This is a genomic window from Thiothrix litoralis (assembly GCF_017901135.1).
Taxonomy (GTDB): domain Bacteria; phylum Pseudomonadota; class Gammaproteobacteria; order Thiotrichales; family Thiotrichaceae; genus Thiothrix; species Thiothrix litoralis.
This window is the reverse complement of the sequence record NZ_CP072801.1, coordinates 14,773-39,397: the sequence shown is the minus strand read 5'-3', so window position 1 is coordinate 39,397 and position 24,625 is coordinate 14,773. Positions and strand designations below refer to the sequence as shown.

At 43.3% G+C, this 24,625-nt stretch carries 24 protein-coding genes; 23 read left to right on the top strand and 1 reads right to left on the bottom strand.

The window, feature by feature from the left end:
- Positions 1–2 precede the first annotated feature (2 nt).
- From rfbF to J9253_RS00120, 22 genes are all read left to right on the top strand, one after another.
- The gene (gene rfbF / locus J9253_RS00225) at positions 3–764 is read left to right on the top strand and encodes a glucose-1-phosphate cytidylyltransferase (protein ID WP_210222763.1); all 762 of its coding nucleotides are present in this window, start codon (positions 3–5) and stop codon (positions 762–764) included.
- 1 nt (position 765) lies between these two features.
- The gene (locus J9253_RS00220) at positions 766–1,731 is read left to right on the top strand and encodes an NAD-dependent epimerase/dehydratase (RefSeq protein WP_210222762.1); all 966 of its coding nucleotides are present in this window, start codon (positions 766–768) and stop codon (positions 1,729–1,731) included.
- Positions 1,728–2,618, top strand: a complete 891-nt coding sequence (locus tag J9253_RS00215; RefSeq protein WP_210222761.1) for a glycosyltransferase family 2 protein — start codon at positions 1,728–1,730, stop codon at positions 2,616–2,618. Before J9253_RS00220 ends, J9253_RS00215 begins: the two co-directional genes overlap by 4 nt.
- Before the next feature lie 338 nt (positions 2,619–2,956).
- Complete coding sequence (locus J9253_RS00210; RefSeq protein ID WP_210222760.1) at positions 2,957–3,862, top strand: hypothetical protein; 906 nt, start codon at positions 2,957–2,959, stop codon at positions 3,860–3,862.
- Complete coding sequence (locus tag J9253_RS00205; protein WP_210222759.1) at positions 3,859–4,989, top strand: glycosyltransferase family protein; 1,131 nt, start codon at positions 3,859–3,861, stop codon at positions 4,987–4,989. The genes J9253_RS00210 and J9253_RS00205 overlap by 4 nt, the downstream gene beginning before the upstream one ends.
- Positions 4,986–6,122 (top strand): N-acetyl sugar amidotransferase, encoded by a 1,137-nt coding sequence (locus tag J9253_RS00200; protein ID WP_210222758.1) that lies wholly within the window; start codon positions 4,986–4,988, stop codon positions 6,120–6,122. Before J9253_RS00205 ends, J9253_RS00200 begins: the two co-directional genes overlap by 4 nt.
- Complete coding sequence (gene hisH, locus J9253_RS00195) at positions 6,119–6,730, top strand: imidazole glycerol phosphate synthase subunit HisH (RefSeq protein ID WP_210222757.1); 612 nt, start codon at positions 6,119–6,121, stop codon at positions 6,728–6,730. Before J9253_RS00200 ends, hisH begins: the two co-directional genes overlap by 4 nt.
- Positions 6,731–6,732: 2 nt before the next feature.
- On the top strand, positions 6,733–7,515 hold the full coding sequence (locus J9253_RS00190; RefSeq protein ID WP_210222756.1) for an AglZ/HisF2 family acetamidino modification protein: 783 nt from the start codon (positions 6,733–6,735) through the stop codon (positions 7,513–7,515).
- 44 nt (positions 7,516–7,559) lie between these two features.
- A complete protein-coding gene (locus J9253_RS00185) occupies positions 7,560–8,045 on the top strand; it encodes an acyltransferase family protein (RefSeq protein ID WP_210222755.1) in 486 nt (161 codons plus the stop codon).
- A gap of 78 nt (positions 8,046–8,123) precedes the next feature.
- Positions 8,124–8,588 carry an acyltransferase family protein gene (locus tag J9253_RS00180; protein ID WP_210222754.1) on the top strand — a complete coding sequence of 155 codons (465 nt, stop codon included), beginning with the start codon at positions 8,124–8,126 and terminating at the stop codon, positions 8,586–8,588.
- Between the two features lie 132 nt (positions 8,589–8,720).
- Complete coding sequence (locus tag J9253_RS00175) at positions 8,721–10,859, top strand: bi-domain-containing oxidoreductase (RefSeq protein ID WP_210222753.1); 2,139 nt, start codon at positions 8,721–8,723, stop codon at positions 10,857–10,859.
- Entirely contained in the window at positions 10,856–12,799 is a 1,944-nt protein-coding gene (locus tag J9253_RS00170; RefSeq protein ID WP_210222752.1) for a heparinase II/III family protein, read from the top strand. Before J9253_RS00175 ends, J9253_RS00170 begins: the two co-directional genes overlap by 4 nt.
- Positions 12,796–14,016 (top strand): glycosyltransferase family 4 protein, encoded by a 1,221-nt coding sequence (locus J9253_RS00165; protein ID WP_210222751.1) that lies wholly within the window; start codon positions 12,796–12,798, stop codon positions 14,014–14,016. Before J9253_RS00170 ends, J9253_RS00165 begins: the two co-directional genes overlap by 4 nt.
- Before the next feature lie 69 nt (positions 14,017–14,085).
- The gene (locus J9253_RS00160) at positions 14,086–14,673 is read left to right on the top strand and encodes a sugar transferase (RefSeq protein WP_210222750.1); all 588 of its coding nucleotides are present in this window, start codon (positions 14,086–14,088) and stop codon (positions 14,671–14,673) included.
- A 47-nt stretch (positions 14,674–14,720) separates the two neighbouring features.
- Positions 14,721–15,560 (top strand): hypothetical protein, encoded by an 840-nt coding sequence (locus J9253_RS00155; RefSeq protein WP_210222749.1) that lies wholly within the window; start codon positions 14,721–14,723, stop codon positions 15,558–15,560.
- A gap of 136 nt (positions 15,561–15,696) precedes the next feature.
- The gene (locus J9253_RS00150) at positions 15,697–15,942 is read left to right on the top strand and encodes an acyl carrier protein (RefSeq protein WP_210222748.1); all 246 of its coding nucleotides are present in this window, start codon (positions 15,697–15,699) and stop codon (positions 15,940–15,942) included.
- Positions 15,943–15,946: 4 nt separating this feature from the next.
- Positions 15,947–16,696 (top strand): SDR family NAD(P)-dependent oxidoreductase, encoded by a 750-nt coding sequence (locus J9253_RS00145; protein ID WP_210222747.1) that lies wholly within the window; start codon positions 15,947–15,949, stop codon positions 16,694–16,696.
- Positions 16,693–18,096 carry an AMP-binding protein gene (locus tag J9253_RS00140; protein ID WP_210222746.1) on the top strand — a complete coding sequence of 468 codons (1,404 nt, stop codon included), beginning with the start codon at positions 16,693–16,695 and terminating at the stop codon, positions 18,094–18,096. The genes J9253_RS00145 and J9253_RS00140 overlap by 4 nt, the downstream gene beginning before the upstream one ends.
- A 1-nt stretch (position 18,097) precedes the next feature.
- Complete coding sequence (locus tag J9253_RS00135; protein WP_210222745.1) at positions 18,098–19,201, top strand: LuxE/PaaK family acyltransferase; 1,104 nt, start codon at positions 18,098–18,100, stop codon at positions 19,199–19,201.
- Positions 19,191–20,396: an acyl-CoA reductase gene (locus J9253_RS00130; RefSeq protein WP_210222744.1), complete on the top strand. Its 1,206-nt coding sequence runs from the start codon at positions 19,191–19,193 to the stop codon at positions 20,394–20,396. Before J9253_RS00135 ends, J9253_RS00130 begins: the two co-directional genes overlap by 11 nt.
- Before the next feature lie 8 nt (positions 20,397–20,404).
- Complete coding sequence (locus J9253_RS00125) at positions 20,405–21,070, top strand: PglD-related sugar-binding protein (protein WP_210222743.1); 666 nt, start codon at positions 20,405–20,407, stop codon at positions 21,068–21,070.
- A 13-nt stretch (positions 21,071–21,083) separates the two neighbouring features.
- On the top strand, positions 21,084–21,995 hold the full coding sequence (locus J9253_RS00120; protein ID WP_210222742.1) for a class I SAM-dependent methyltransferase: 912 nt from the start codon (positions 21,084–21,086) through the stop codon (positions 21,993–21,995).
- On the opposite strand, the gene J9253_RS00115 is transcribed toward J9253_RS00120, so the two are convergent.
- A complete protein-coding gene (locus tag J9253_RS00115) occupies positions 21,992–23,116 on the bottom strand; it encodes an IS4 family transposase (RefSeq protein WP_210222741.1) in 1,125 nt (374 codons plus the stop codon). The genes J9253_RS00120 and J9253_RS00115 overlap by 4 nt on opposite strands.
- A gap of 227 nt (positions 23,117–23,343) precedes the next feature.
- Here J9253_RS00115 and J9253_RS00110 point away from each other — a divergent pair, with 227 nt between their 5' ends.
- Entirely contained in the window at positions 23,344–24,516 is a 1,173-nt protein-coding gene (locus J9253_RS00110) for a DegT/DnrJ/EryC1/StrS family aminotransferase (protein WP_210222740.1), read from the top strand.
- Positions 24,517–24,625 lie beyond the last annotated feature (109 nt).

Genomic DNA, 24,625 nt, shown 5'->3' with positions numbered 1-24,625 from the left:
ATATGAAAGTTATTCTTCTTGCCGGGGGATTCGGCACTCGATTATCTGAATATACTGGCGTTATCCCAAAACCGATGGTACCGATAGGTGGAAAACCTATTCTCTGGCATATTATGCAAACCTATGCTCGCTTCGGACACAAGGATTTTTATGTCGCATTAGGCTATAAAGCAGAGGTCATTAAAGAATACTTCCTAAATTACCGCTCCCTTAATGCTGATTTTACAGTCGATCTAGCTAGCGGCAATGTTACGCCCCACCAAATTGATTCCGTAGATTGGCGAGTGACACTAGCCAATACAGGTGCTAACTCAATGACGGGTGGGCGAGTCAAACGACTGCAATCCTTTATTGGTAACGAAACATTTATGTTGACTTATGGTGATGGGGTTGCCGATATTGACTTAGATGCACTACTCGACTTTCACCGTAGCCATGGAAAAATGGTGACGGTCTCTGCCGTGCGTCCTACTGCTCGCTTTGGTGAGTTAGAAATAGATGGAGCGCGAGTAGCCAGTTTCCAGGAAAAACCACAATTACACGATGGCTGGATCAACGGCGGCTATTTTGTGATTGAACCGGAATTCTTCGATTTGATTGCAGGTGACGATACCATGTTAGAACGAGAGCCTTTAGAACAAGCCACAAAAGCAGGCGAGTTAATGGCTTACCGTCATGACGGTTTCTGGCACTGCATGGACACAAAACGTGATCACGAATTATTAGAATCACTATGGGCGAACGATGCCCCATGGAAAGTTTGATATGGCTACGATACTGATCACAGGTGGTTTCGGTTTCGTAGGCGGACGAGTTGCAGTACATCTAGCACAAACAGGCTACCAAGTTATTCTGGGATCGCGCAATGCTGTTACCCCTCCAGAGTGGCTGCCACAAGCCAAAGTGGTACAAATGCTATGGGATGATGTTGCTACTCTTGAAAAGTGCTGTACTGGTGTAGATATTGTCATACATGCAGCGGGTATGAATGCACAGGATTGTGTTGCTGATCCGGTGGCTGCCTTGGCGTTTAACGGTGTGGCGACTGCACGATTGGTCGCCGTAGCCAAACGTGCAGGGGTATCACGTTTCATCTACTTCTCCACTGCACATGTTTATGATAGCCCTCTCGTTGGTACTATCACCGAGGAGCAATGCCCACGCAACTTGCACCCTTATGCAACTTCACATCTTGCAGGGGAACAGGCAGTATTAAGTGCAACTCAATACGGAACAATGCAGGGTATTGTATTGCGATTATCCAATGCTTTTGGCGCACCAACACATAACGATGTCAACTGCTGGATGTTGTTAGTCAATGATCTATGTAAACAAGCCGTTCAATCACATAAGTTAGTTTTACAAACAAGTGGGCTACAATATCGCGATTTTATTGGCATGAGTGATGTCTGCCGTGTTACTCAAGATTTAGTTGAGATTCCATCTGAGCTACTGCAAACCAATCTATTTAATATAGGCTCAGGTGTATCGCAAACTGTACTGGAAATAGCACAACTGATTCAACAAAGATCACTTGCTATATTAGGCTTTGAACCGATGCTACATAGACCTGAAACAACCTCAAATGAATATCACCAAAATTTAAAATTCAGTAATCATCGTTTAGATACATTAGGTATAGAAGTCCAAAATACAGAAAAGACAATTGAAATTGATAATTTATTAAAATTTTGTGCTGCCTTCTTCATAGCAAAAAAATCACCCCTATGATAAATATAGACAAACCATTAGTATCTGTGGTTATACCCACTTATAACCATGCTCAATATTTAGGTCGTGCATTACAATCAGTATTCGATCAAACGTATAATAATTGGGAGGCTATTGTTGTAGATAATCACTCTACTGATAATACAGATGAAATTTTATCAAACTTCATAGATCCACGCATTGTCGTATTAAAAGTCAATAACAACGGCATAATTGCAGTATCAAGAAATGCAGGAATAAATGTTGCTAAAGGTGAATGGATTGCATTTTTAGACTCTGATGATTGGTGGACAAAAGACAAACTTGAAATATGCCTACAATATCCAAATAATCAAAATGACATTATTTATCATGATCTTGAAATTATTAGCGATCAACCTCGTTACTTCAGACCAAAACTTATCAAATCATGGCAAACAAAAAAACCTGTAACAATTGATTTATTAACAAGAGGCAATGCTCTTGCCACATCGTCTGTTACGGTAAGAAAGAGACTACTTGAACAGGTTAATGGCATGAACGAAAATCGTGCCATGGTAGGATCCGAAGATTATAACACATGGTTACATATTGCCAATCTTACTGAAAAGTTTAAGTATGTACCAAAAAAACTAGGATTTTACCAATTACATAAAAACGGCATTTCACAAAAAAATATGTTCTATCCAATGACACATGCAACAAGTGAGTTTCTTTACTTACTAAATACCAAACAAAAAAACAAGAACTTAGCAAACTTAAATTACACCAAAGGACGATTTGAATATTTAGCAGGCAATCACATCGAAGCAAATAAAAGACTATTTTTTAGCACTAAGCATGGAAGATTAGATTTAAAAATCAAAGGTATACTTATGTTAATTTCTAGCTTATTCACCTCTAAATGAAAATCTATAACCCTCAACAAAATTCATATTTTGTGCTTATTATATTTATAAGCACTCTGCTATTTCAAATAACTGCTTACAAATTCATTTGGGGGATTGAAAGCGCATCAAGGTTTGTCAATATAGCACTACTTATTTCTTGCGGATACTATATTTTTCATCACTTAATTAACTCAAAAATCAACTCTAACGTATTCTATTACTATATAACTCCAGGTGCATTGGTTACTTTTTCTTATTTTTACAATATAACCACAAGTTCTATTTCAAATTTCAACGTAGTAAATCAATATGGACTATTACTTCCTTGGTTAATTTATTTGACGATACCTTTTCTGATGAAGTCAAATAAAATTAATATTGAGATTCTATGGGAGTATTTTTATAAAATAATTTTATTAATTATGATCGCATCCATAATAGAATACTTCCTTATTTTGAATGGCTTTGTTAGTTTGCGAACAATCAACACTTCTGGAGGGTATTTTTTATCCGGTATCTTCTCAATGATGCATGGACTAGAAAATGGAGATCCTCACTACAGGTTTTATGCTTCTTTTATGGAACCGGGTACTTTAGCCATGTATCTTATACCCATGATAATATACACTTTTCTTAAGAAGAGATATTATTCCTTAGTTATTTTTGCGTTTGCTATGTATTTGACTGACTCTCTAGGTGGATTTATCTCAGTTGCTCTAGCCATCCCCCTTCTTATTTACTACAGATCAAACAAAAAAAATGCTTTTATTTCACTTATCCTACTCTTATTAACTACAGCTTTATTGATATTCTCATTTAAAAATGAATTTCTCGAACGTTATGAACAAAAAGGTAATTCCGCAAGTATTCGCGAAGAAAACTTCACGCAAATGATAAATAATTTACCCGAACTGCTATCTAACTATCCTTTTGGCATTCCTCTATCAGAAAACACAGAACAAGCCATGGCAAATTCGTTACGTTTTGGCTTTAACTTCACCCCTGGTAATGCTTATAATTTGGGCGGAATATTTGCATTTATAGGCTACATCACAGTATTATTACTATCTTTATGGTATGCAACAACTTCCTTATTGAAACGCACCGTTAGTTCCAATATCGAACAGATAGCTATAATATCAACTATTTGCCTAATTCCTTTTATCTTCCAAAGAGCAACTGTTTGGGACAGTAATATTTTTTCTTTATTAATTGCTCCCTTCATAATCAGTTTTTTATCTTCAAAAAAGGTAAGAAGATGACAACTCAAACACATCCTCTTCAAGTAGTTTTTCTTTGTGGCGCACGTGATTTTCATGCAATGGATTGGTATCGAGCATCGTTGGGAATGCTTAGCTCACCAAAACCCATTATATTAACTGATTTAATTGAAGGAGAAGGTTTTAGAAAACTCATCACAAATGAAGACACGGTTCATAAACTATTAATTTTAGACAGTTTTTTATTAAAGAAACAATCTCGACTTGGAAATGTTTGGCGAAATCTATTAAAAGCTATATTGTTTCCTGCTCAGGTAATTCTAATATATCGCTTTAACAAAAAATTTAATAACACACTTTACTATGCTCATTCCATGTATTACATCTGGCTTGGATGGGCGGCAGGTGTACGTTTCATTGGCACTCCTCAAGGAAGTGACATACTGCTAAAGCCGCAGAAATCGCAGATTTTCAAGATATTATCCACTATATCTATGAAGTCGAGTATTTATATAACTGTAGACTCAAAAAAAATGGCCGATATAACCGAAAATCTAACCGGAAAACGGCCTCTCATAATTCAAAACGGAATTGATATAAACACAATCAATAACTGTAATCACTTTCAAGCAGAAAACAGCTCAAAAAGAAATCTTATTTGCTCTTTTCGTGGGTTAACCCCCTTATATCGAATAGAGGAAATTGTAAAATCACGTAACAAATCACTATTTAATAATGACATGCCTCTTACGCTTCTTTATCCATTTCATGAAGACGAATACATTAGCCGTATTGATGAGCATCTAAACAAAGATGATAAAAAACTTGGAAGGCTTGAAAAAAAAGAAATGTACAGTATATTTTTTTCTACACTTTTAGCCATATCTATTCCAATCAGTGATTCATCTCCACGAAGCGTTTATGAAGCTATATTTTGTGGCTCTATTGTTGCTATAACGTGGCATCCATTCTTTGATGACTTACCCAAATGTATGCAAGAAAGAATAGTTATCGTTAATATAGAAGATGAATATTGGTTTGATAAGACAATCGAGGCAGCGAAACAATTGATTGTTAATCCATTCATCCCGACCGAAGATGCACTGAAAATTTTTGATCAATCACAAGCATTTAACAAAATTCATAATATGGCAATCAGAGCAATATGAAAAACGAATACAACATTTGTAAAAATTGTGTTATGGATACCACCGACACTAATATAACATTTAACACTGAGGGTGTATGTGACCATTGCAACAGCTTCCACCATGACTTAAAACCCACATGGCATACTGATGAGCACGGAAGACAAGAGCTAGAGAAAATCATTGCCACCATCAAGCAACATGGCAAAAAGCATGATTTTGACTGCATCATGGGCATGAGCGGCGGTGCTGATAGCTCCTACATGCTCCACTTAGTCGTCAAAGAGTTTGGCTTACGCCCATTAGTTTTCCATGTTGACGGCGGTTGGAACTCTCAAATTGCCGTTGACAATATCAACGTCATGATCAACAAACTGGGGTTAGACCTCTATACTGAAGTCATCAACTGGGAAGAAATGAAAGATTTCCAGCTTGCTTACTTCAAGTCTGGCTTACCCAATATTGATGTCCCCCAAGATCATGCATTTGTTGCTACCCTTTACAACTTCGCCGCCAAATACAATATTAAATACATATTGAATGGCGGTAACTACTCCACAGAATGTGTCAGAAACCCATTAAACTGGCTGTACTACGGTACAGATATGTCACAAATCAACTATATCCGTAAGCATTTCTCAACCATTCCGTGGAAAACCTACCCATTCAGCAGTGTACTACGCCACAAATTTTACCTACGTTACATTAAGGGTGTTCAAGTCGTAAAAGCACTGAACTATCGCCCTTACATCAAAGCCGATGCAATGGAGTTTTTGCGACAAGAGTATGGCTGGCAACCCTATCCACAAAAACACTTTGAGTCACGTTTTACGCGCTTTTATGAGGGTTACTGGTTGCCCAAACGCTTTGGCTATGACACCCGCAAAGTCCAATACTCCAGCTTGATCCTGACAGGTCAGATGACCCGTGAAGAAGCACTAGAAAAGCTATCCCGACCTGCTTTGTCCGATGATGAAGTGCGCCAAGAGTTTGAATACATTGCCACAAAGCTAGGTATCTCCACGGATGAATTACAATCCTACCTAGATATGCCATTGAAATCTCACCGCGACTACCCTAACCAAGAGTGGCTCTTTAACTTGGGTGCAAATACCATGAAATGGCTAGGCATTGAAAAGGCAATAAAACGATGATTGCAATTATTGACTATGGTTTAGGCAATGTAAAAGCCTTTGCCAACGTTTACAAACGCCTCAACTTACCCATTGTCATTGCAAAAGAAGCAAGCGCATTGGATGCAGCTACTAAAATCATCCTCCCCGGTGTAGGTGCGTTCGATTATGCCATGACCTTACTGGATAACTCAGGGATGCGCGAAAAACTCGAATACTGTGTACTAGAGCAAGGTGTGCCTGTCCTTGGAATTTGTGTGGGAATGCAAATACTGGCAAATTCAAGTGAAGAAGGCAGCCTAGCTGGGCTTGGCTGGATAACAGGAAAAGTCAGAAAATTTCAATCAGAGCAGATTCATACCAATCCCCTCCCCCACATGGGCTGGAATACTGTTACCCCTAAAGCGACAACCACCATTTTTCAGGATATGCAACCGACAGAACGGTTTTACTTCCTGCATTCCTATTATTTTGACTGTGACCAATCAAGCCATACGATTGCAACAGCCAACTACGGTGCTGACTTCACTTGCAGCGTCAACAAGAACAATATTTATGGTGTCCAGTTTCACCCAGAAAAAAGTCATCAAGCTGGAGTTCAGCTACTCAAAAACTTCGGGACACTGTAATTATGCTATACCCTCGCTTGATACCTGTCCTGCTAATCCATAACAGAGGCTTAGTAAAAACGGTTAAATTTAAAGACCCCAAATACGTGGGCGACCCTTTGAATGCCGTTAGAATTTTTAATGAAAAAGAAGTCGATGAACTGATTGTCATTGACATAGATGCCACGGTTCAAGGGCAAGAACCTGATTACAAGACCATCGAAAACCTAGCAGCAGAATGCCGAATGCCCTTCTGCTACGGTGGTGGCATTAAAACCGTCGCACAAGCCAAACATATCTTGTCACTCGGTGTTGAAAAAGTTTCGCTAAGTTCTGCCGCCATTCAAACCCCCAACTTAATCTCAGAACTGGCTGAGCAAGTAGGCAACCAAAGCGTGGTTGTCACCCTTGATGTTAAAAAGAAACTGTTCAGTTCCAAATACGAAGTGTTTACTCATAACGGCAAAAACAACACCAAGCAATGCCCAATTGAACTCAGTAAACAACTGCAAGCATTAGGTGCTGGAGAAATAGTCCTTAATGCAATCGACCACGACGGCGTGATGAAAGGCTATGACCTCGAACTCATCCGCAAAATCAAAAATACTATTTCTGTTCCTATGACCGTCGTTGGTGGAGCAGGCACACTTGAACATATCGCCGATCTTTATCAACAAGAAAATCTGATCGGTGCAGCAGCAGGCAGCCTGTTTGTCTTCAAAGGCAAATATAAAGCCGTACTGATCAACTACCCGAATACAACAGAAAAACACGCACTTTACCAAAGCGCACTCAAGCATTCATAAATCACTTGATTTTTACATAACTCATGAAGCAAATCCACTAAAGCATGTTAAAAGATAACATAATCAAATTTCCCAAAGAAAACAACCTTGAACTATTGAGATTAATTTTTGCCCTGCAAGTGGTTATATCTCACATGTCTTCTCACATGGAATTTCCTATTCCTTCCTTTATCTCTTATTTTCCTGGTGTTCCTGCTTTTTTCTTTGTTAGTGGATTATTGATTTATACATCTTACTTGAATGCTCCGGGAAAAAAATACATCACAAACAGATTTTTACGTTTATTTCCGGGATTACTAATTGTTACAGCAGGTGGTATACTGCTCATATTATTTGCCAAAGGCTATCCCTTCATAAGAGAAAACCTACCTATCATCATCACTTGGTCTTTTTCCCAAATCACCATTGGTCAAGCATTTAATCCATCTATATTTAGAGATATAGGCGTCGGCGTAATCAATGGATCGTTATGGACAATAACCGTTGAAATAATTTTTTACTTAGTTGTTCCAATAATTGTACTATTTTAAAAAAGAATAAAATTTTTTGTTTGGTATTTATCTGCGATATCGTTGTTAATTTACTCCTTTGGAGAGCAGGAATTATCAATGAAAATTTATCGAGATAAAAGCATTTACGATATTTTGGCACTCACACCGATTGTATGGGGATGGATGTTTGGCGTCGGTATTATTATCGCAAAACACTATGATATTATTGAAAAATTTATTCCAAAATTTTATCTTTTTTTACTACCTATCTTTATTCTTATATTTACTGATCTACCCGGAATCTTTCATAGCAAAGGCAATGAGTTAGGTTTATTCTATTTCTTATGTTACATAGGTGCTATTATATGGATTGCTTTTGGCACAAAAAAAATACCCTTGCGCTTTGACATAAGCTATGGAGCATATATCTGGCATATGCCTATCATTAACTTATTCTTAGTAATGGGATGGCATGAACCATTATTTGCGTTGTTGCTCATCATTGCTATATCTTTTACCTCATGGTTCTTCATTGAAAAACCCGCATTACGACTTAAATCTGTCAGCCTAAAACCGCTATAGCAATAACACATATTAATTATAAAGAACAAAGAATCAACATTAATAAACTAATTCCATATTACCTACTCAACAATATTTTAAGCAGATTTGCCGAAAATATTATTATTAATCAGAAGTAAGATTTAGTATTTTATGAAACAAATCCTCCAAGACATGGCAAAAGGCGGCACAACGGTGACTAACTCCCCTGCCCCCTCCCTTTCCGCCAATGCCATCAACATTGCCACGACGGTATCCCTGATTTCCGCCGGTACTGAACGGATGCTGGTCGACTTCGGCAAATCCTCCATGCTCGACAAAGCCCGTCAACAACCCGATAAAGTCAAAATGGTGCTGGAAAAAGTCAAAACCGATGGTCTAGCCACCACGATTGAGGCAGTACAATCCAAATTAGCCCAACCTATCCCCTTAGGCTACTGCAACGTCGGCACAGTCGTTGAAGCCGGTAAAAACGTCGATGGCTTCAAAGCCGGAGACCGCGTAGTCTCCAACGGCTCACATGCCGACATCGTGCGCGTCCCCAAAAACCTCTGCGCCAAAATCCCCGATAATGTAGACGACGAAGCAGCCGCCTTCACCGTCATAGCCAGCATCGGCTTACAAGGCATCCGCCTCGCCGCCCCCACCATCGGTGAAAGTATCGTGGTCACGGGTGTTGGTCTGATCGGACTTCTTACCGTGCAAATGCTCCGCGCCCACGGCTGTCGCGTTTTAGCCATCGACTACGACCCAGCCAAACTCGACCTCGCCAAACAATTCGGTGCGGATATTTGCAACCCCGGCAATGGTGAAGACCCCATCGCGGCGGGCATGGCGTTCAGTCGTGGCAAAGGTGTCGATGCTGTCATTATCACTGCCTCCACCAAATCCAACGATCCGGTCACCCAAGCAGCGCGAATGTCCCGCAAACGTGGGCGCATTATTCTGGTTGGTGTCACGGGACTAGAACTCAGCCGTGCTGACTTCTACGACAAAGAACTCAGCTTCCAAGTCTCCTGCGCCTACGGCCCCGGTCGCTATGACCCCAACTACGAAGACAAAGGGCAGGACTATCCGCTTGCCTATGTTCGCTGGACAGAGCAACGCAACTTTGAAGCCATCCTCGACATGATGGCAAGCGGTCAACTCAACGTTAAACCCCTCATCAGCCACCGCTTCAAGTTTGAAAATGCCCCCGCTGCCTATGACCTGCTGACCAGTGACAAATCAGCCTTGGGTATCTTGCTGCAATACGAAAGCCCGGTTGAAAGCCGTCTGCAAAGCACGGTCAAACTCAACAGCGACAGCCGCTTTAACCCCCAAAAAGCCGTCATGAGCTTTATTGGTGCAGGCAATTACGCCTCCCGTATGCTCATCCCCGCTTTCAAAGCAGCAGGCGCACAATTCAACAGCATCGTCACCTCTGGCGGAGTTAACGGTGTCATCCACGGTGAAAAAGCAGGCTTTGCCGAAGCCTCCACCGACATCGAAGCCATGCTGGCAGACACCAACACCAATACTGTTGCCATTGTCACCCGCCACAACACCCACGCCCGCTTTGTCGCCCAAACCCTCAAAGCAGGCAAACACGCCTTTGTCGAAAAACCCCTAGCTATCACCCTAGAAGAACTTCACGAAGTAGAAACGGCTTATCATGAAGCCCATCAAGCCGGGCGAAAACCTCACCTGATGGTCGGCTTCAACCGCCGCTTCTCCCCACAAATCCAGAAAATGAAAGAATTACTGGATAGAATCAACGAACCCAAGTCTTTCATGATGACCATGAATGCAGGTGCAATCCCCGCCGATCACTGGACACAAGACCTGCAAGTGGGTGGCGGACGCATTATCGGTGAAGCCTGTCACTACATTGACCTGATGCGCTATCTGGCGGGCAGTGAAATCGTTTCCGTACAAGCACGCCGTATGGGTGATGCGCCCGGTGTCGCCGTCACCGAAGACAAAGCCGCATTCATCCTCGGCTTCGCTGACGGCTCTTTCGGCACGATCAACTACCTTGCCAACGGTGCAGCCAGCTTCCCCAAAGAGCGCATCGAAGCCTTTGCTGCTGGCAAAGTGCTGCAACTCGACAACTTCATCAAACTCAAAGGCTACGGCTGGTCAAACTTCAAAAAGATGAATCTATGGAAACAGGACAAAGGCCAAAACGCCTGTGCTGCCGCGTTCCTCAACGCCATTGAATCCGGTCAGGCTACACCAATCCCAGCAGCAGAAATCTTTGAAGTCGCCCGTATCACCATCGAAGCCACTGAACAACTACGCAATCAGTGAACCGACAACTCAGCAAAGCCCGTACCATGCTGGCGTTGGGCATTCCCAACTTGGCACGGGTTTTAGGTTATCGCTTAGGCGTAAAACTGGGCATCAACCCAGTCAGACGCATACGGGAAAACCTGCCTACAGGGGAGTTTTTTAAGAAAATCCCCCTCAATCCCCCTTTTTCAAAGGGGGAGGCAGAGAATAGCAGCGCATCTCTTGCTCCTCCCCTGATAAGGGGAGGCTGGGAGGGGTTTCTTCTCCACTTCGGCTGGCACGCCATCCAACACCAAGCCCCCCCAAACTGGCATCAAAACCCCTTCAACGGCGTAACTGTCCCAAACCCGGAACGCCCTTGGTGGCAAATCCCCGACTTCGACCCCAAACTCGGCGACATCAAAACGGTCTGGGAAGCCTCCCGCTTTGACTGGGTTCTACACTTTGCCCAACAAGCCGTTCAAGGTAACGAAACAGCACTTAATGACTTAAACCACTGGCTATCTGACTGGTGTACCCATAATCCAGCTTACTACGGTGTCAATTGGAAATGCGGGCAAGAAGCCTCCATCCGCGTCATGCATCTCGCATTTGCTGCCCTACTCTTGCAACAGCACCAACAAGCCAGCCCAGCTTTACAAACACTCATCAAAGCACACCTGCAACGCATTGCCCCAACCATTCACTATGCCATTGCCCAAGACAACAACCACGGCACATCCGAAGCCTCCGCACTCTTTATCGGTGGGAGCTGGCTAAACCAACTAGGCGACAACGCAGGGCTAAAATGGCAAAACCTAGGGCGCAAATGGCTAGAAAATCGCGCTAAACGCCTGATCGAAGCGGATGGCAGTTTCAGCCAATACTCCGTCAATTATCACCGCGTCATGCTAGACACCTACAGCATGGCAGAACATTGGCGACAGTGTTTAAACCTGCCACCTTTCTCAGCCACCCTATACCAACAACTCCAGCGAGCAACCCACTGGCTTTACCACATGGTACAAGTCGAAACAGGCGATGCTCCCAACCTCGGCGCAAATGATGGAGCAAGACTACTGCCACTGAGCGATACCGATTACCGCGACTATCGCCCTTCAGTACAACTAACAATGGCGCTATTCTGCCAAAAATCAGCTTTCTTACCCCCTTCACCCCTTGCGGGGGGCGAAGCGCCGCGTTCAAGCGGCTGGGACGGGTTGGGGATGGGGGGGAGTTCAGCCTCATGGAATGAACCTCTGCACTGGCTAAATATTCCAGTTCCACAACAACAAACTCAACAGCCACTGTCCATGCACTTCCCTAACGGGGGGTATAGCCTATTAAGAAAAGGCCGCACATTTGCCTTATTACGCATCCCTAACTTCCGCTTTCGTCCCAGCCAAGCCGATGCACTGCATCTGGACTTATGGCTCAACGGCGAAAACCTATTACGTGACGCAGGCACTTACAGCTACAACGCAGGCGATGAAACCACCCAATATTTTGGCGGTACTGCCAGCCATAACACCATTCAGTTTGACGACCGCGACCAAATGCCGCGTCTTAGCCGCTTCCTGTTTGGCGAATGGCTAACAGCACAAGACATTACCCCCGTCCATGAAATCGACGATACCGTCATTGCTACCGCTGGCTACCGTGACTACCAAAAAGCTTATCACCACCGGACTGTCAGCCTCTCACCCCAACGATTGAGCGTCACTGACAAAGTAGCAGATTTCAAACACAAAGCCGTTCTACGCTGGCGTTTGCAACCCGGTGAATGGCAGATCAACGGATTAACGGTCAATAATGGCAAACACCATGTAAGCATTAACAGTACCGTGCCGATTATCCGTTTCGAGATCACCCAAGGCTGGGAATCCCGCTACTACCTACAAAAAACGGCGTTACCTGTCTTGGAAATAGAAATCCACCAAGCCGCTGAGTTGACCACGGAATACCATTTCAACCCATGAAAGTTTTATATTTCCACCAACACTTCTCAACCCCCAAAGGCGCAACGGGCATCCGCTCTTATGCGATGGCAAAGAAATTAGTCGCAACTGGACATGAAGTCACCATGGTCTGTGGCAGTTATGGTGGTGGTAACACAGGCCTTCCCCAATCATTTGTACACGGACGAAGGGAAGGCATAGTTGATGGCATTCATATCATTGAATTCAACTTAGCCTATTCCAACCAAGACAGCTTCCTGAAGCGCACGTGGCTATTCGTAAAATTTGCACTAAAAAGTATCGGCATTGCATTTACTCACCAATATGACGTGCTATTTGCCACCACCACCCCACTGACTGCCGGTATTCCTGGTATTTTCGCACGCTGGCTACGCGGTAAACCGTTTGTATTTGAAGTACGCGACTTGTGGCCGGAGTTACCCCGTGAAATGGGTGTCATCAAAAATCCAATCGTGCTATGGCTGATGGGTATACTCGAATGGCTCTCATACCGCTCTGCACATAAGCTGATTGGCCTCTCCCCAGGTATTGTGGATGGAATTGCACGGCTTGGCGTAAAACGTGAAAATATCGCCATGATCCCCAACGGTTGCGACCTGCAAATATTCGCTGACAAAAGCCAAACATGGCGACCTCACGGTGTCAGTGCTAGTGATCTAATGGCCGTTTTCACTGGCACACACGGTATGGCGAATGGATTAGATTCGGTTCTGGATGCCGCAGCCATTCTAAAACAACGCGGTCGTAACGATATTAAGCTTGTCCTGATTGGTCAAGGCAAGCTCAAACCAACCTTGCAAGCACGTGCCCAAGCAGAAGGTTTGGACAATATCGTGTTCCATCCTCCTGTCGATAAACAGAAGCTGGCTGGATTGATGGCAAGTACAGATGTAGGGCTACAAATTCTGTCTAATATTCCGGCATTTTATTACGGTACATCACCCAACAAATTTTTTGATTATATTGCAGCTGGTCTACCTGTGTTAAACAACTACCCTGGCTGGCTGGCGAATATGATCACGGAATACCAATGCGGTTTTACCGTTCCCCCTGATAATTCCGAAACATTTGCAGATGCATTAGAAAATGCCGCAGCACAACGTGACTTTCTGAAAATAATGGGAGCAAATGCCCGTCAATTAGCAGAAACACAATTTGACCGTGAACAGGTATCAGCTCAGTTTGTGGATTGGCTGGAACAATCAGCATCAAAGTGATACTCATCACACCAGCTTATGACAAAACATAATAAAATATGCTTATTGTCATAAACAGAGGAACTCACCATGAAACGTACAACTGACTTCATAGCAGCGTTATGCCTGCTCATTCTGTTCAGCCCAATCTTGCTGATCGTAGCGTTCTTCGTAAGCCGCAAACTTGGCTCACCCGTTTTGTTTTCACAAGTGCGACCCGGCTTATACGAAAAACCTTTCCGCATGATCAAATTTCGCACCATGACTGATGCCCGCGACGCCAACGGCAAGCCACTACCAGACTCCATACGCCTCACCCCATTCGGCAAGTTCCTCCGCTCCAGCAGCCTCGACGAACTTCCCGGATTGTGGAACGTCCTCAAAGGCGATATGAGTCTAGTCGGCCCTCGCCCCCTATTAATGGAATACCTGCCACGTTACACTCCAAGGCAAGCACGTCGCCACGCAGTACGACCCGGCATCACTGGCTGGGCACAAGTCAACGGGCGCAACGCCATTAGCTGGAATCAAAAGTTCAAACTCGATGTCTGGTACGTCGATAACCAATCCTTCTGGTTAGATCTAAAAATCCTGCTCCTGACCGTGAAAAAAGTCTTCGTGCGCGAAGGCATCAGTGCCGAAGGCGAAGCCACCATGCCCAAATTCACCGGGAGCTGAGTTCCTGCTATACTTGGCAGAACTCAACGATGACAAGGAAACCCACCATGCAAGCCGTCGCCTCGCTCCGCTATGGGGTCATTTTCAAAAAAGCCTTTTCCCAACCCGATGTGTTTACCGCTTTTGTCAAAGACATCCTCGGTGTCGACATCATCATTGATCACGTCGAAACGGAAAAGTCTTTCCCCAGCCCGGTGGGTAACGTCAACAACCACTTTGACCTGTTCGCCGAGGATAAAATCAACCGGATTATCGTCGACATCCAGCACCGCCGTTACCCCGACCATTATCACCGCTTTTTGCACTACCACTGTGCCGCACTCCTCGAACAAGCCGTCAGTTCCCAAGACTACCGCCCTGCACTCGCCGTTTACACCATCGTCGTATTGACCTCTGGCGACAAGCATGGGCGCGACATGAGCCTGATCGACTTCGACCCCAAAGACCGCCACGGGCAAGGTTTGGGAGAAATTCCCCACAAAATCGTCTACATCTGCCCCAAATACCTCAACGATGAAACCCCTGAAGCGTGGCGTGAATGGCTGCTTGCCATTAACGACAGCCTTGATGAACAAGTGGACGAAACGCACTATCACAAGGCTTGTGTGCAGAAAGTATTCGCTTCCATCCAAAAAAACACCCTGACCCCCGAAGACCGCGCCCGCATGAAAGACGAATACAGTGAAGACCTGTTGCGCCGTGAAGAATGGGAAAAAGGCATAGCGAAAGGACGAGAGGAAGGACGAGAGGAAGGACGAGAGGAAGGCAAGCTAGAAGGAAAACGGGAAATTGCCCGTAATTTGCTGGACATTCTGGACGACACTACCATCGCCAAAAAAACAGGCTTGACCGTGGTGGAAATCTTAAACCTGCGTCAAGAGAAATGATAAGCAAGTGATCTACCTCTATGGCGCAGGCGGACACGGTAAAGTCGCTTTTCACACACTGACCTAAGGCAGTAGTGTCTACACTTTGTACATCTGGTACACACTAAACAAATTTTCTGAATTGGAATCAATCAAAATGCAAAACGCTGAAAAACTTTATGCAACATTTTCACAAGCACTAGGAATCTCTTTAAGTCGCATTAACGATGAACTTAAATACAATAGCATTCCTGAATGGGACTCAGTTGCACACATGGCTTTAATTGCAGAAATTGAAACTACATTTGATATTATGTTAGATACTGACGACATTATTGACATGAGTTCAGTGAGCAAAGCCAAAGAAATTCTTTCAAAATATGAAGTTGACTTCCAGAGCTAAACATATGTCACTGTTAGAAAATAAAGTTGCTCTCATCACTGGAAGCGCCAGAGGAATCGGTCTATCTACCGCAAAACTTTTTGCGAAAGAAGGTGCTGATGTCATTATATCCGGTCGATCAACAACGGCCTTAGAAAAGGCACAACAACAAATCATAGAGTCTCACCCTGATGCCAAAGTCACTCTTGTAGCACTAGACGTAGCAAATCCCGAAAGCGTAAAAACTGCTTTTCAAATTATTTTTAAAAAATTTAAACGATTAGATATACTCGTTGCCAATGCTGGCATTCTTGATGATGCATTGATTGGCATGGTGACTGAGAAGCAAATTCAGAATGTATTTTCTCCTAATACATTTGGGGTAATTTACTGCAATCAATATGCAAGTCGATTAATGTCAAGAAACAAAAGTGGTAGCATAATAAACTTATCTTCGATTATTGGTGTAGAAGGCAATGTAGGGCAAACAGTCTATGCAGGCAGTAAAGCTGCTGTTATTGGCATTACCAAATCTCTAGCGAAAGAACTTGCACCACAAAATATCAGGGTCAATGCCATTGCCCCCGGCTTTATAGACACAGATATGGCGCGTTCTATTGGTGAGGAAAAGTATGCTGAACGTGTGGCCTCAATAAAAATGGGTCGTGCTGGCACAGCAGAAGAAATAGCAAAAGTTGCACTATTTTTAGCTTCCGATTTGTCTTCCTACGTCACAGGACAAGTCATTGGTGTTGATGGAGGAATGCTCATATGAACTTTGCCAAGAATCTGGAAAACTTTGGCGATAATATCGCCTTACAATTTGAAGATGGCACAACCAACAGTTATTTGGATTTGGCAACGATTGCTGATGACATATTGACTCTGGAAAATGCGCCAGAGCAAAGAACTAAAGCATTAGTTGCTATTGAGTGTGAAAATGGTTTACCTGTCATTGCAGGCTACTTAAGTGTGCTAAGAAATGATTTTCCAACAATTCTTGTTGATAATAAACTTGATGACGGTTTACGTAATAGACTCTATAAACATTACAATATCTCCCATGTATGGAAAGCGCATGGCTCTTGGGAAAAGCTGACAAATACGCCTCCCACAGTCCACCCTGATGTTGCGATTATGCTGTCGACTTCAGGAAGCACTGGCACACCCAAATTGGTTAAACTAACCAAAAGCAACCTACAAGCCAATGCAGACTCTATTTGTGAGTATCTAGCCATCACCCAAGATGAACGACCGATTACCACACTGCCCATCCATTACTCTTACGGACTATCAGTCCTGAATACTCATCTAAATGTCGGTGCTACTATTCTGGTGACTAATGAACCGATTACTTCACGTAACTTTTGGGAGTTGTTCAAAAACTATAATGCAACAAGTTTTGCGGGTGTACCAACCAATTATGCCATGTTGAAACAACTGCGTTTTGAGCGTATGGAACTACCCTCTTTACGTACCATGACTCAGGCAGGTGGACGCTTAGCTCCAGACATGATTCAATGGTTTGCTAAACTTTCGATAGAAAAATCACGACAGTTTTTTGTTATGTATGGGCAAACCGAAGCTACTGCGCGTATTTCTTACGTACCATTTCAACGATTACTAGAAAAGATAGGCTCTATTGGTACATCCATTCCAATGGGCGAACTGTATATTATTGATGAATATGGCGCAAAAATTACAGAATCCAATAAAAGCGGAGAACTGTGTTATAAAGGTGCGAATGTCATGATGGGCTATGCTGAAACACCTGATGATCTTGCACTACCTGACACATTAAATGGGGTCTTGCATACTGGTGATTTGGCTTATCGAGACGATGACGGATTTTACTATATTGCAGGTCGCTTAAAACGTTTTATAAAAATCTTTGGTAATCGTGTTTCATTGGATGAAATTGAGTATCAGTTACATGAAGATGGTTATCATGCCACAGTCACAGGACAAGATGATCTACTTGTCATAGCTGTAGTAAAAGTGTATTCTAGCAGTAAGATGGAGGATCAATTAAAGCAACATATTACCTCTCGCTATCATTTCCATCACTCTGCTATTCGTATAATTAGTGTAGACAGTATACCACTTTCATCTGCTGGCAAAATCCAATATGCCACACTACTTGAAATTGCACTACAAACCTTATCAGGCAAATAATATGCACAATGACGCTTCTTACTTCGACTGGCCTGTGTATGGACTATCTGAAGCAGAAAAATCTTTGCTGTTAGCAGATAACTTAAAAAACCTAACAATACATCACGCGGAAAATTGCCCAGAATATCAACGTATTTTATCTGCTAGTAATTATAGTTTTAAAAACCATGTTGAAATAGCAAATATACCTTTCATTCCTGTTAGGCTTTTCAAACAACATAAACTAATGTCTATCCCTGCTGAAGAGGTATTTAAAACACTAACTTCATCGGGAACAACTTCACAACAAGTTTCCCAAATTATTCTGGATAGGGACACCGCTACCGCACAAACTAAAGCACTTGTACTCATTCTTCAGCAATTTCTTGGCAAAAAAAGATTGCCAATGCTCATTATTGATCACCCTAGTGTGATAAAAAATAAGGTATCTTTTTCTGCTCGTGGTGCAGGCATTCTTGGTCTTTCCAACTTTGGTCGAGATCATACTTATGCCTTGAATGATGATATGTCTCCTAATATTGAAGCCATACAGACTTTCATGGAGAAACACCAGAATGAGCGAGTTTTCATATTTGGTTTTACCTTTATGATCTGGAAGTATTTCTTTCAGACACTCAAAGACACCCAGCATAGTTTACACTTTCAAGATGCTATCCTTATTCATAGTGGTGGTTGGAAAAAACTTATTGATGAAGCTGTAGATAATACAGTCTTCAAAAGCAGTTTACAGGAAGCATTCAATATTCAATCTATTCACAACTTCTATGGCATGGTTGAGCAGGTCGGTTCCATTTTCATGGAATGTGAACATGGTTATTTACACACACCTGCTTTTGCCGACATCCTTATTCGGGATGCTCAAAACTGGTCTATCTTACCTGTTAGCTCAAAGGGCTTAGTTCAAGTATTATCAATTTTACCAAACAGTTACCCAGGACATAGCCTTCTCACTGAAGATATAGGTGAATTAATATATGTGGATAATTGTCCTTGTGGACGCAAAGGAAAAGCATTTCTTATACACGGACGCATAGCAAAAGCTGAACTAAGGGGATGCAGTGATACCCATGCAGCAGAGGCAGGAAATAATTCTAATGAACGTTAACTACATATTACCCAACATCATAAAACCAGAACAATTAGCAGATATAGCGTTATTGAAGCCATTTTCTAAAGAAATTTTGACGTTCATAGATCAGTTATCGCTTGCCTTGTTAAGATCACCTATTGCTCGTAACGAACCAGAGCTGACTGCTCTTGCTTTCTGGATGCGAAAATCTAACATTGAGAAAATTCGCCTAGCCATGCAGGAAAAGATAGGTGAGGCGTTTTTAACACCACGGGGTACTGTTTTTCATATTGCTCCATCTAATGTTGATACCATCTTTATTTACTCTTGGTTCTTATCCATGCTGGTTGGAAATCGCAACATTGTGAGACTCTCCAGTAAAGAATCCATTCAAACTGAAATATTAATTCAACATTTATATGAATTGGTATCGTTACCAGAACATAAGCAGATTGCCGAGCGTAATATTCTAGTCAGATACTCTCCAAATGATGACATTACTGCAAGGCTATCCTCGTTTTGTGATGTACGTACTATTTGGGGAGGAGATTCAACTGTTCAGCAAATCAGACGCACACCTATACCTCCAACAGCTATTGATATAGCATTTGCCAACAAATATTCTTTGGCATTAATTAAAGCATCTAAGTGGCTCGATACTTCACCAAGCGACAAGAAAAAGTTAGCTGAATTATTTTACAATGATTCTTATTGGTTTGATCAAATGGCGTGTTCTTCACCACGATTAGTCTTATGGATAGGTGATTTAGAAAGTTCCAAATTAGCCAGCAATGACTTTTGGTCAAATTTAAAAAGCATTATACAAGTTAAACATAAGCGATTTGCAGATGCTGATTATGTGAATAAATTCGTAGCTACTAATAACCTAGCAATTACCAGTAAAATCAACGTTCAGGCTACAGAGAACAATGATCTTATCAGGATTTGGCTTGAAGAACCTGCTTTGCATATTGATGACCATTGTGGATCTGGGTTATTTTTTGAAAGCTGCTTAAACACTATTGATAATCTTCACCCATTACTAAAGCGATCAATACAAACCGTCACTTATGCTGGATTTACAAAAAAAGAAATTCTCGCTTTTCTTGAGAAACAACCTCCTTTAGGAATAGACCGCATTGTACCTTTTGGGCAAGCCCTATATTTTTCATCAACGTGGGATGGTTTTGATTTATTAAGAACTTTCATGCGTGAAATAACCATTTCATAGGAGAAACAATGCCTTTCATTACCCAAGAAAAAGCTTCATCAGTCGTCATCGCCGGTGCAGGTGGATTTGGTTTAGAGATCCTTGATTATTTAGAACAAGAACTTTATAGCACAAACATTACTATTGCTGGTTTTATTGATGACAACCCATTAAGCATACAATCTCTTAATCTTGATTATCCCTATCTAGGAAGCATTACTGATTTCCAACCAAGTAATGAACAACAAGTTGTTATTGTTGCCATTGGCTCGACCAAAGCTAGACCATTAGTACTACAAAAACTATGGAACAATGGAGTAGTAACACCTACTTATATTCACTCAACAGCACTAGTCTCCCCAACTGCACAATTAGGACAAGCGGTCATAGTTTGCCCATTTTCTATTGTTAACAGAAATGCTGTTGTAAAAGATGGAACAGTTATAAACGTACATTGCAGTGTCGGGCATAGTGCATCCATTGGCAGTTACTCGATATTATCTCCTTATGCAGCACTCAATGGTGATGCATCCATCGGTGATAATTGCTTCCTTGGTACTAGATCAACCATCTATCCACAAATAAGTATCGGCGATATGTGTATAGTAGATTCCCACACTGGTGTACGTACTCACGCCGAAAATCGCCACATGATCTCCTCGCGTGGCACATATCAAAGTTGTAGAATTCGTTAAATTGGTAAGCATAATGTCCCAAACAAACAAACAAACAAACAAACAAACAAACAAACAAACAAACAAACAAACAAACAAACAAACAAACAAACAAACAAACAAACAAACAAACAAACAAACAAACAAACAAACAAACAAACAAACAAACAAACAAACAATTCAATGCCCTAGCTGTCATTTTGAAACATTAACGATGAAAACTCGCTGCCGAGATCTGGATGTTTATGAATGTAATAACTGCTCACTTACATTCACCTGGCCGTTATTAAGTGGTGAAGAAGAAGATACTGGAAATGAAAACTCTTCTATTACTGAAAAAGATTTTTATGATGGTCTTCTAAAAAGTCATGACATACAAAGCAAAATAGCTATACAAAAAGCTCCATTAATGCTATCTGAATACTCTAAGATAATGAATCGCAAGCCATCGTCAATTTTAGAGCTAGGCTGTGGCACAGGTCAATACTCAGATGCATGGAATAGATTAAACGTAAGATGGCTTGGTGTCGAAGTGAACAAAACCATGTTGGAGTTTTGTCAGGAGAAACAAAAAAACGTCGTAACATTTGAGAACTTTTCTAAGTCGACAGAGCTATTTGATGTCATTTTTTTATCTCAAGTGCTTGAACATATTTTAGAGCCTGACAACTTTATTAAAATGTTGTTTTCGAGATTGGCCAATGGTGGAATTATTCACATTGACGTACCAAATCATGACGGTTTAATATCAATCATAAGAAAAATAAATCCAATAAATCCAGACTATGGATTTATTCAACCAAAGCATCACTTAATTGCCTACAACAAAAAATCACTCAGTATTTTATTAAAAAATTCAGGATTTAACATAATTAACTTAAAGCCGTATGTGAACAATGACCCGACTTATGGACAGTTAAATCTCTGTACACGACAATTTTCCTAATCCTCGATTTTCAAGATCAAAATTACCCTTCCATCTTGGGTAGTGATCAAGTCAGGAGGCCATAAAAACAGCACCCATAACCTGATGGCATCCTCTGTCCGGCGAAAGCCATGCAACAAACTGTTGGTCAAAACATCCAACCCATAGCGGAACAAACTCTGTTCAGGCCGCCCGTGTTTTTTGATGGTCAGTGGCCTGATGAAGCGGTGTTTCCATTCGCCCACCTTGTGCGCCCAGCAGAATCCAATGGCGAGCAAGGCCATGACTTTCTTGATACGGCGATAGTGGGTCAAGCGCGTATCTTCCCAATGGAAGCCGCGCCCTTTCAGGCATTGGAACAGGTTTTCGATCTCCCAACGCAAGCGGTAAGTGCCGAAAGGGTCACGAAACGGTTGGTTCGCCGCCAACACCAGCAGTTCCCCGCTGTCTAACTTCATGCCGCTGAGCCAAACCCACTGCCCGCTGACGCGGAAGGTTTTTCTCAGGAAACGGTGCTGCCCTTGCTTCAAGTCCTTGAAACGTGAGTGCATATTTTGCTGATGCCCTTGGCGGTTGGTCATCAACTGGTTTTCCTTGATCCGCATCAAGAAAGGTATCTGATGCCGGGTCAGCCATTTCCACCAGTGTTCACCGATGAACTCCCTATCGCCCAGGATACCGAGGATGTTATCCCGCCCAAACTGGCTGATGAAGCGGTTCAACAAGGCGATGCGTTCACGCTGGTTAGAGTTGCCCTTCTTGTTCAGCACCAGCCAATACACCGGGATCGCTGTCCCTTTATACACAACACCCAACGTCAGAATGTTGAGGTTGGCTTTGCCCCACTGCCAGTTCGTCCGGTCGAGGGTGAGGTGGTATTTTTTTCCCGGAAAGCCGAAGAATCCCATCTGTAACCGCGCAATGGCATCATAATCAAACCAGACGAGGGCAAAAAACCGTTGCAGGCGACGGTAGCGGGAGCGGGGGTCTGCATCGCTGGCAAACGCCAACGCGAGTTGCGTCAGGTTGATCTGCTTGAGCCGGAATAAACCCAGCAACATGCCAACAAAACAATCAAGCCGGGGCTTGCCCCAACCCAGATGGGCTTTTAAACTGTCCCTCAGTCCGTCGCTCAGATCCATTCCGCTCTCCTGTGTAGACTTGAGAGTGGAACATAGGGGTGATGGACTTTCATTAATGAACTGACAGCCTAGCTAAATCAAGGGGTTAGTGGTTTTGTCGTGTACAGAGCAGTTAAATATAAACACCTCATTAAAGTCTAAAATATTATTTTTTCTTCCAAAAATACTAGGCAGAGGCAGCCTTTTAGTCTGCGTTGCCCAAAAGCCACAATAGATTGTACTCTAATATGCTAAACACCCAACTCCCCCCCTGGCCCTCCTTCACTCCCGAAGAAGCCGATGCCGTTTCCCGCACTCTCCTCTCCAACAAAGTCAACTACTGGACAGGCAACGAATGCCGTGAATTTGAAAAAGAATTCGCCGCATGGTGCGGTACAGCACACGCCATTGCCCTCGCCAACGGCACCGTCGCCCTCGATGTTGCCCTAAAAGCGTTGGGAGTCGGGCAAGGCGATGAAGTCATCGTCACCTCCCGCACCTTCCTCGCCTCCGTCTCCTGCATCGTCACCGCTGGCGCAATCCCCATCTTCGCCGACATCGACCACGACAGCCAAAACATCACCGCTGCCACCATCGCCCCCATGATCACCCCTCGCACCCGCGCCATTATCTGCGTACACCTAGCAGGCTGGCCTTGTGAAATGGATGCCATCATGCAACTGGCAACACAACACCAACTCTACGTCATCGAAGACTGCGCCCAAGCCCACGGCGCAACCTACAACGGGCGCATGGTCGGCAGCATCGGCCACATCGGTGCATGGTCATTCTGCCAAGACAAAATCATGACCACCGGCGGCGAAGGCGGTATGGTCACCACCAACAACCGCGAACTCTGGGCGAAAATGTGGAGCTATAAAGACCACGGCAAAAGCTGGGAAGCCATCTACGAACGCGAACACCCACCCGGTTTTCGCTGGTTACACGACAGCTTCGGCACCAACTGGCGAATGCTGGAAATGCAAGCCGTCATCGGGCGCATCCAACTCCAACGCATGAGCGAGTGGACAACCCAACGCCGCCACAATGCCACTGCCATCTGGAAAACCGCCCAACAACTACCGGGCTTACGTGTTCCCACCCTCCCCGCCCACATCGGTCACGCCGCCTACAAATGCTACGTCTTTGTCAAACCAGACCAACTCAAACCTGGCTGGAATCGTGACCGCATCATGGCGGAAATCAACCAACGTGGCATCCCCTGCTTCTCCGGCTCGTGTTCCGAGGTTTACCTAGAAAAAGCCTTTGACGGCACGGGGTGGCAACCTACCGAGCGCCTCCCCATCGCTCACGAACTCGGTGAAACCAGCCTGATGTTCCTCGTCCACCCTACTCTCACCGACGAACACATCCAACAAACCTGCAAGGCTCTCACCGAAGTGATGCAAATGGCAACTTAGGCAAACCCGCCCGCTTACTCCCCATCCCCCAGCATGGCTGGAAACCGCGCTAACCCTATTAGGCAAACGCGCCATCGCCCAACGCCTCTGCGGCAACTTGCAAGTTGAC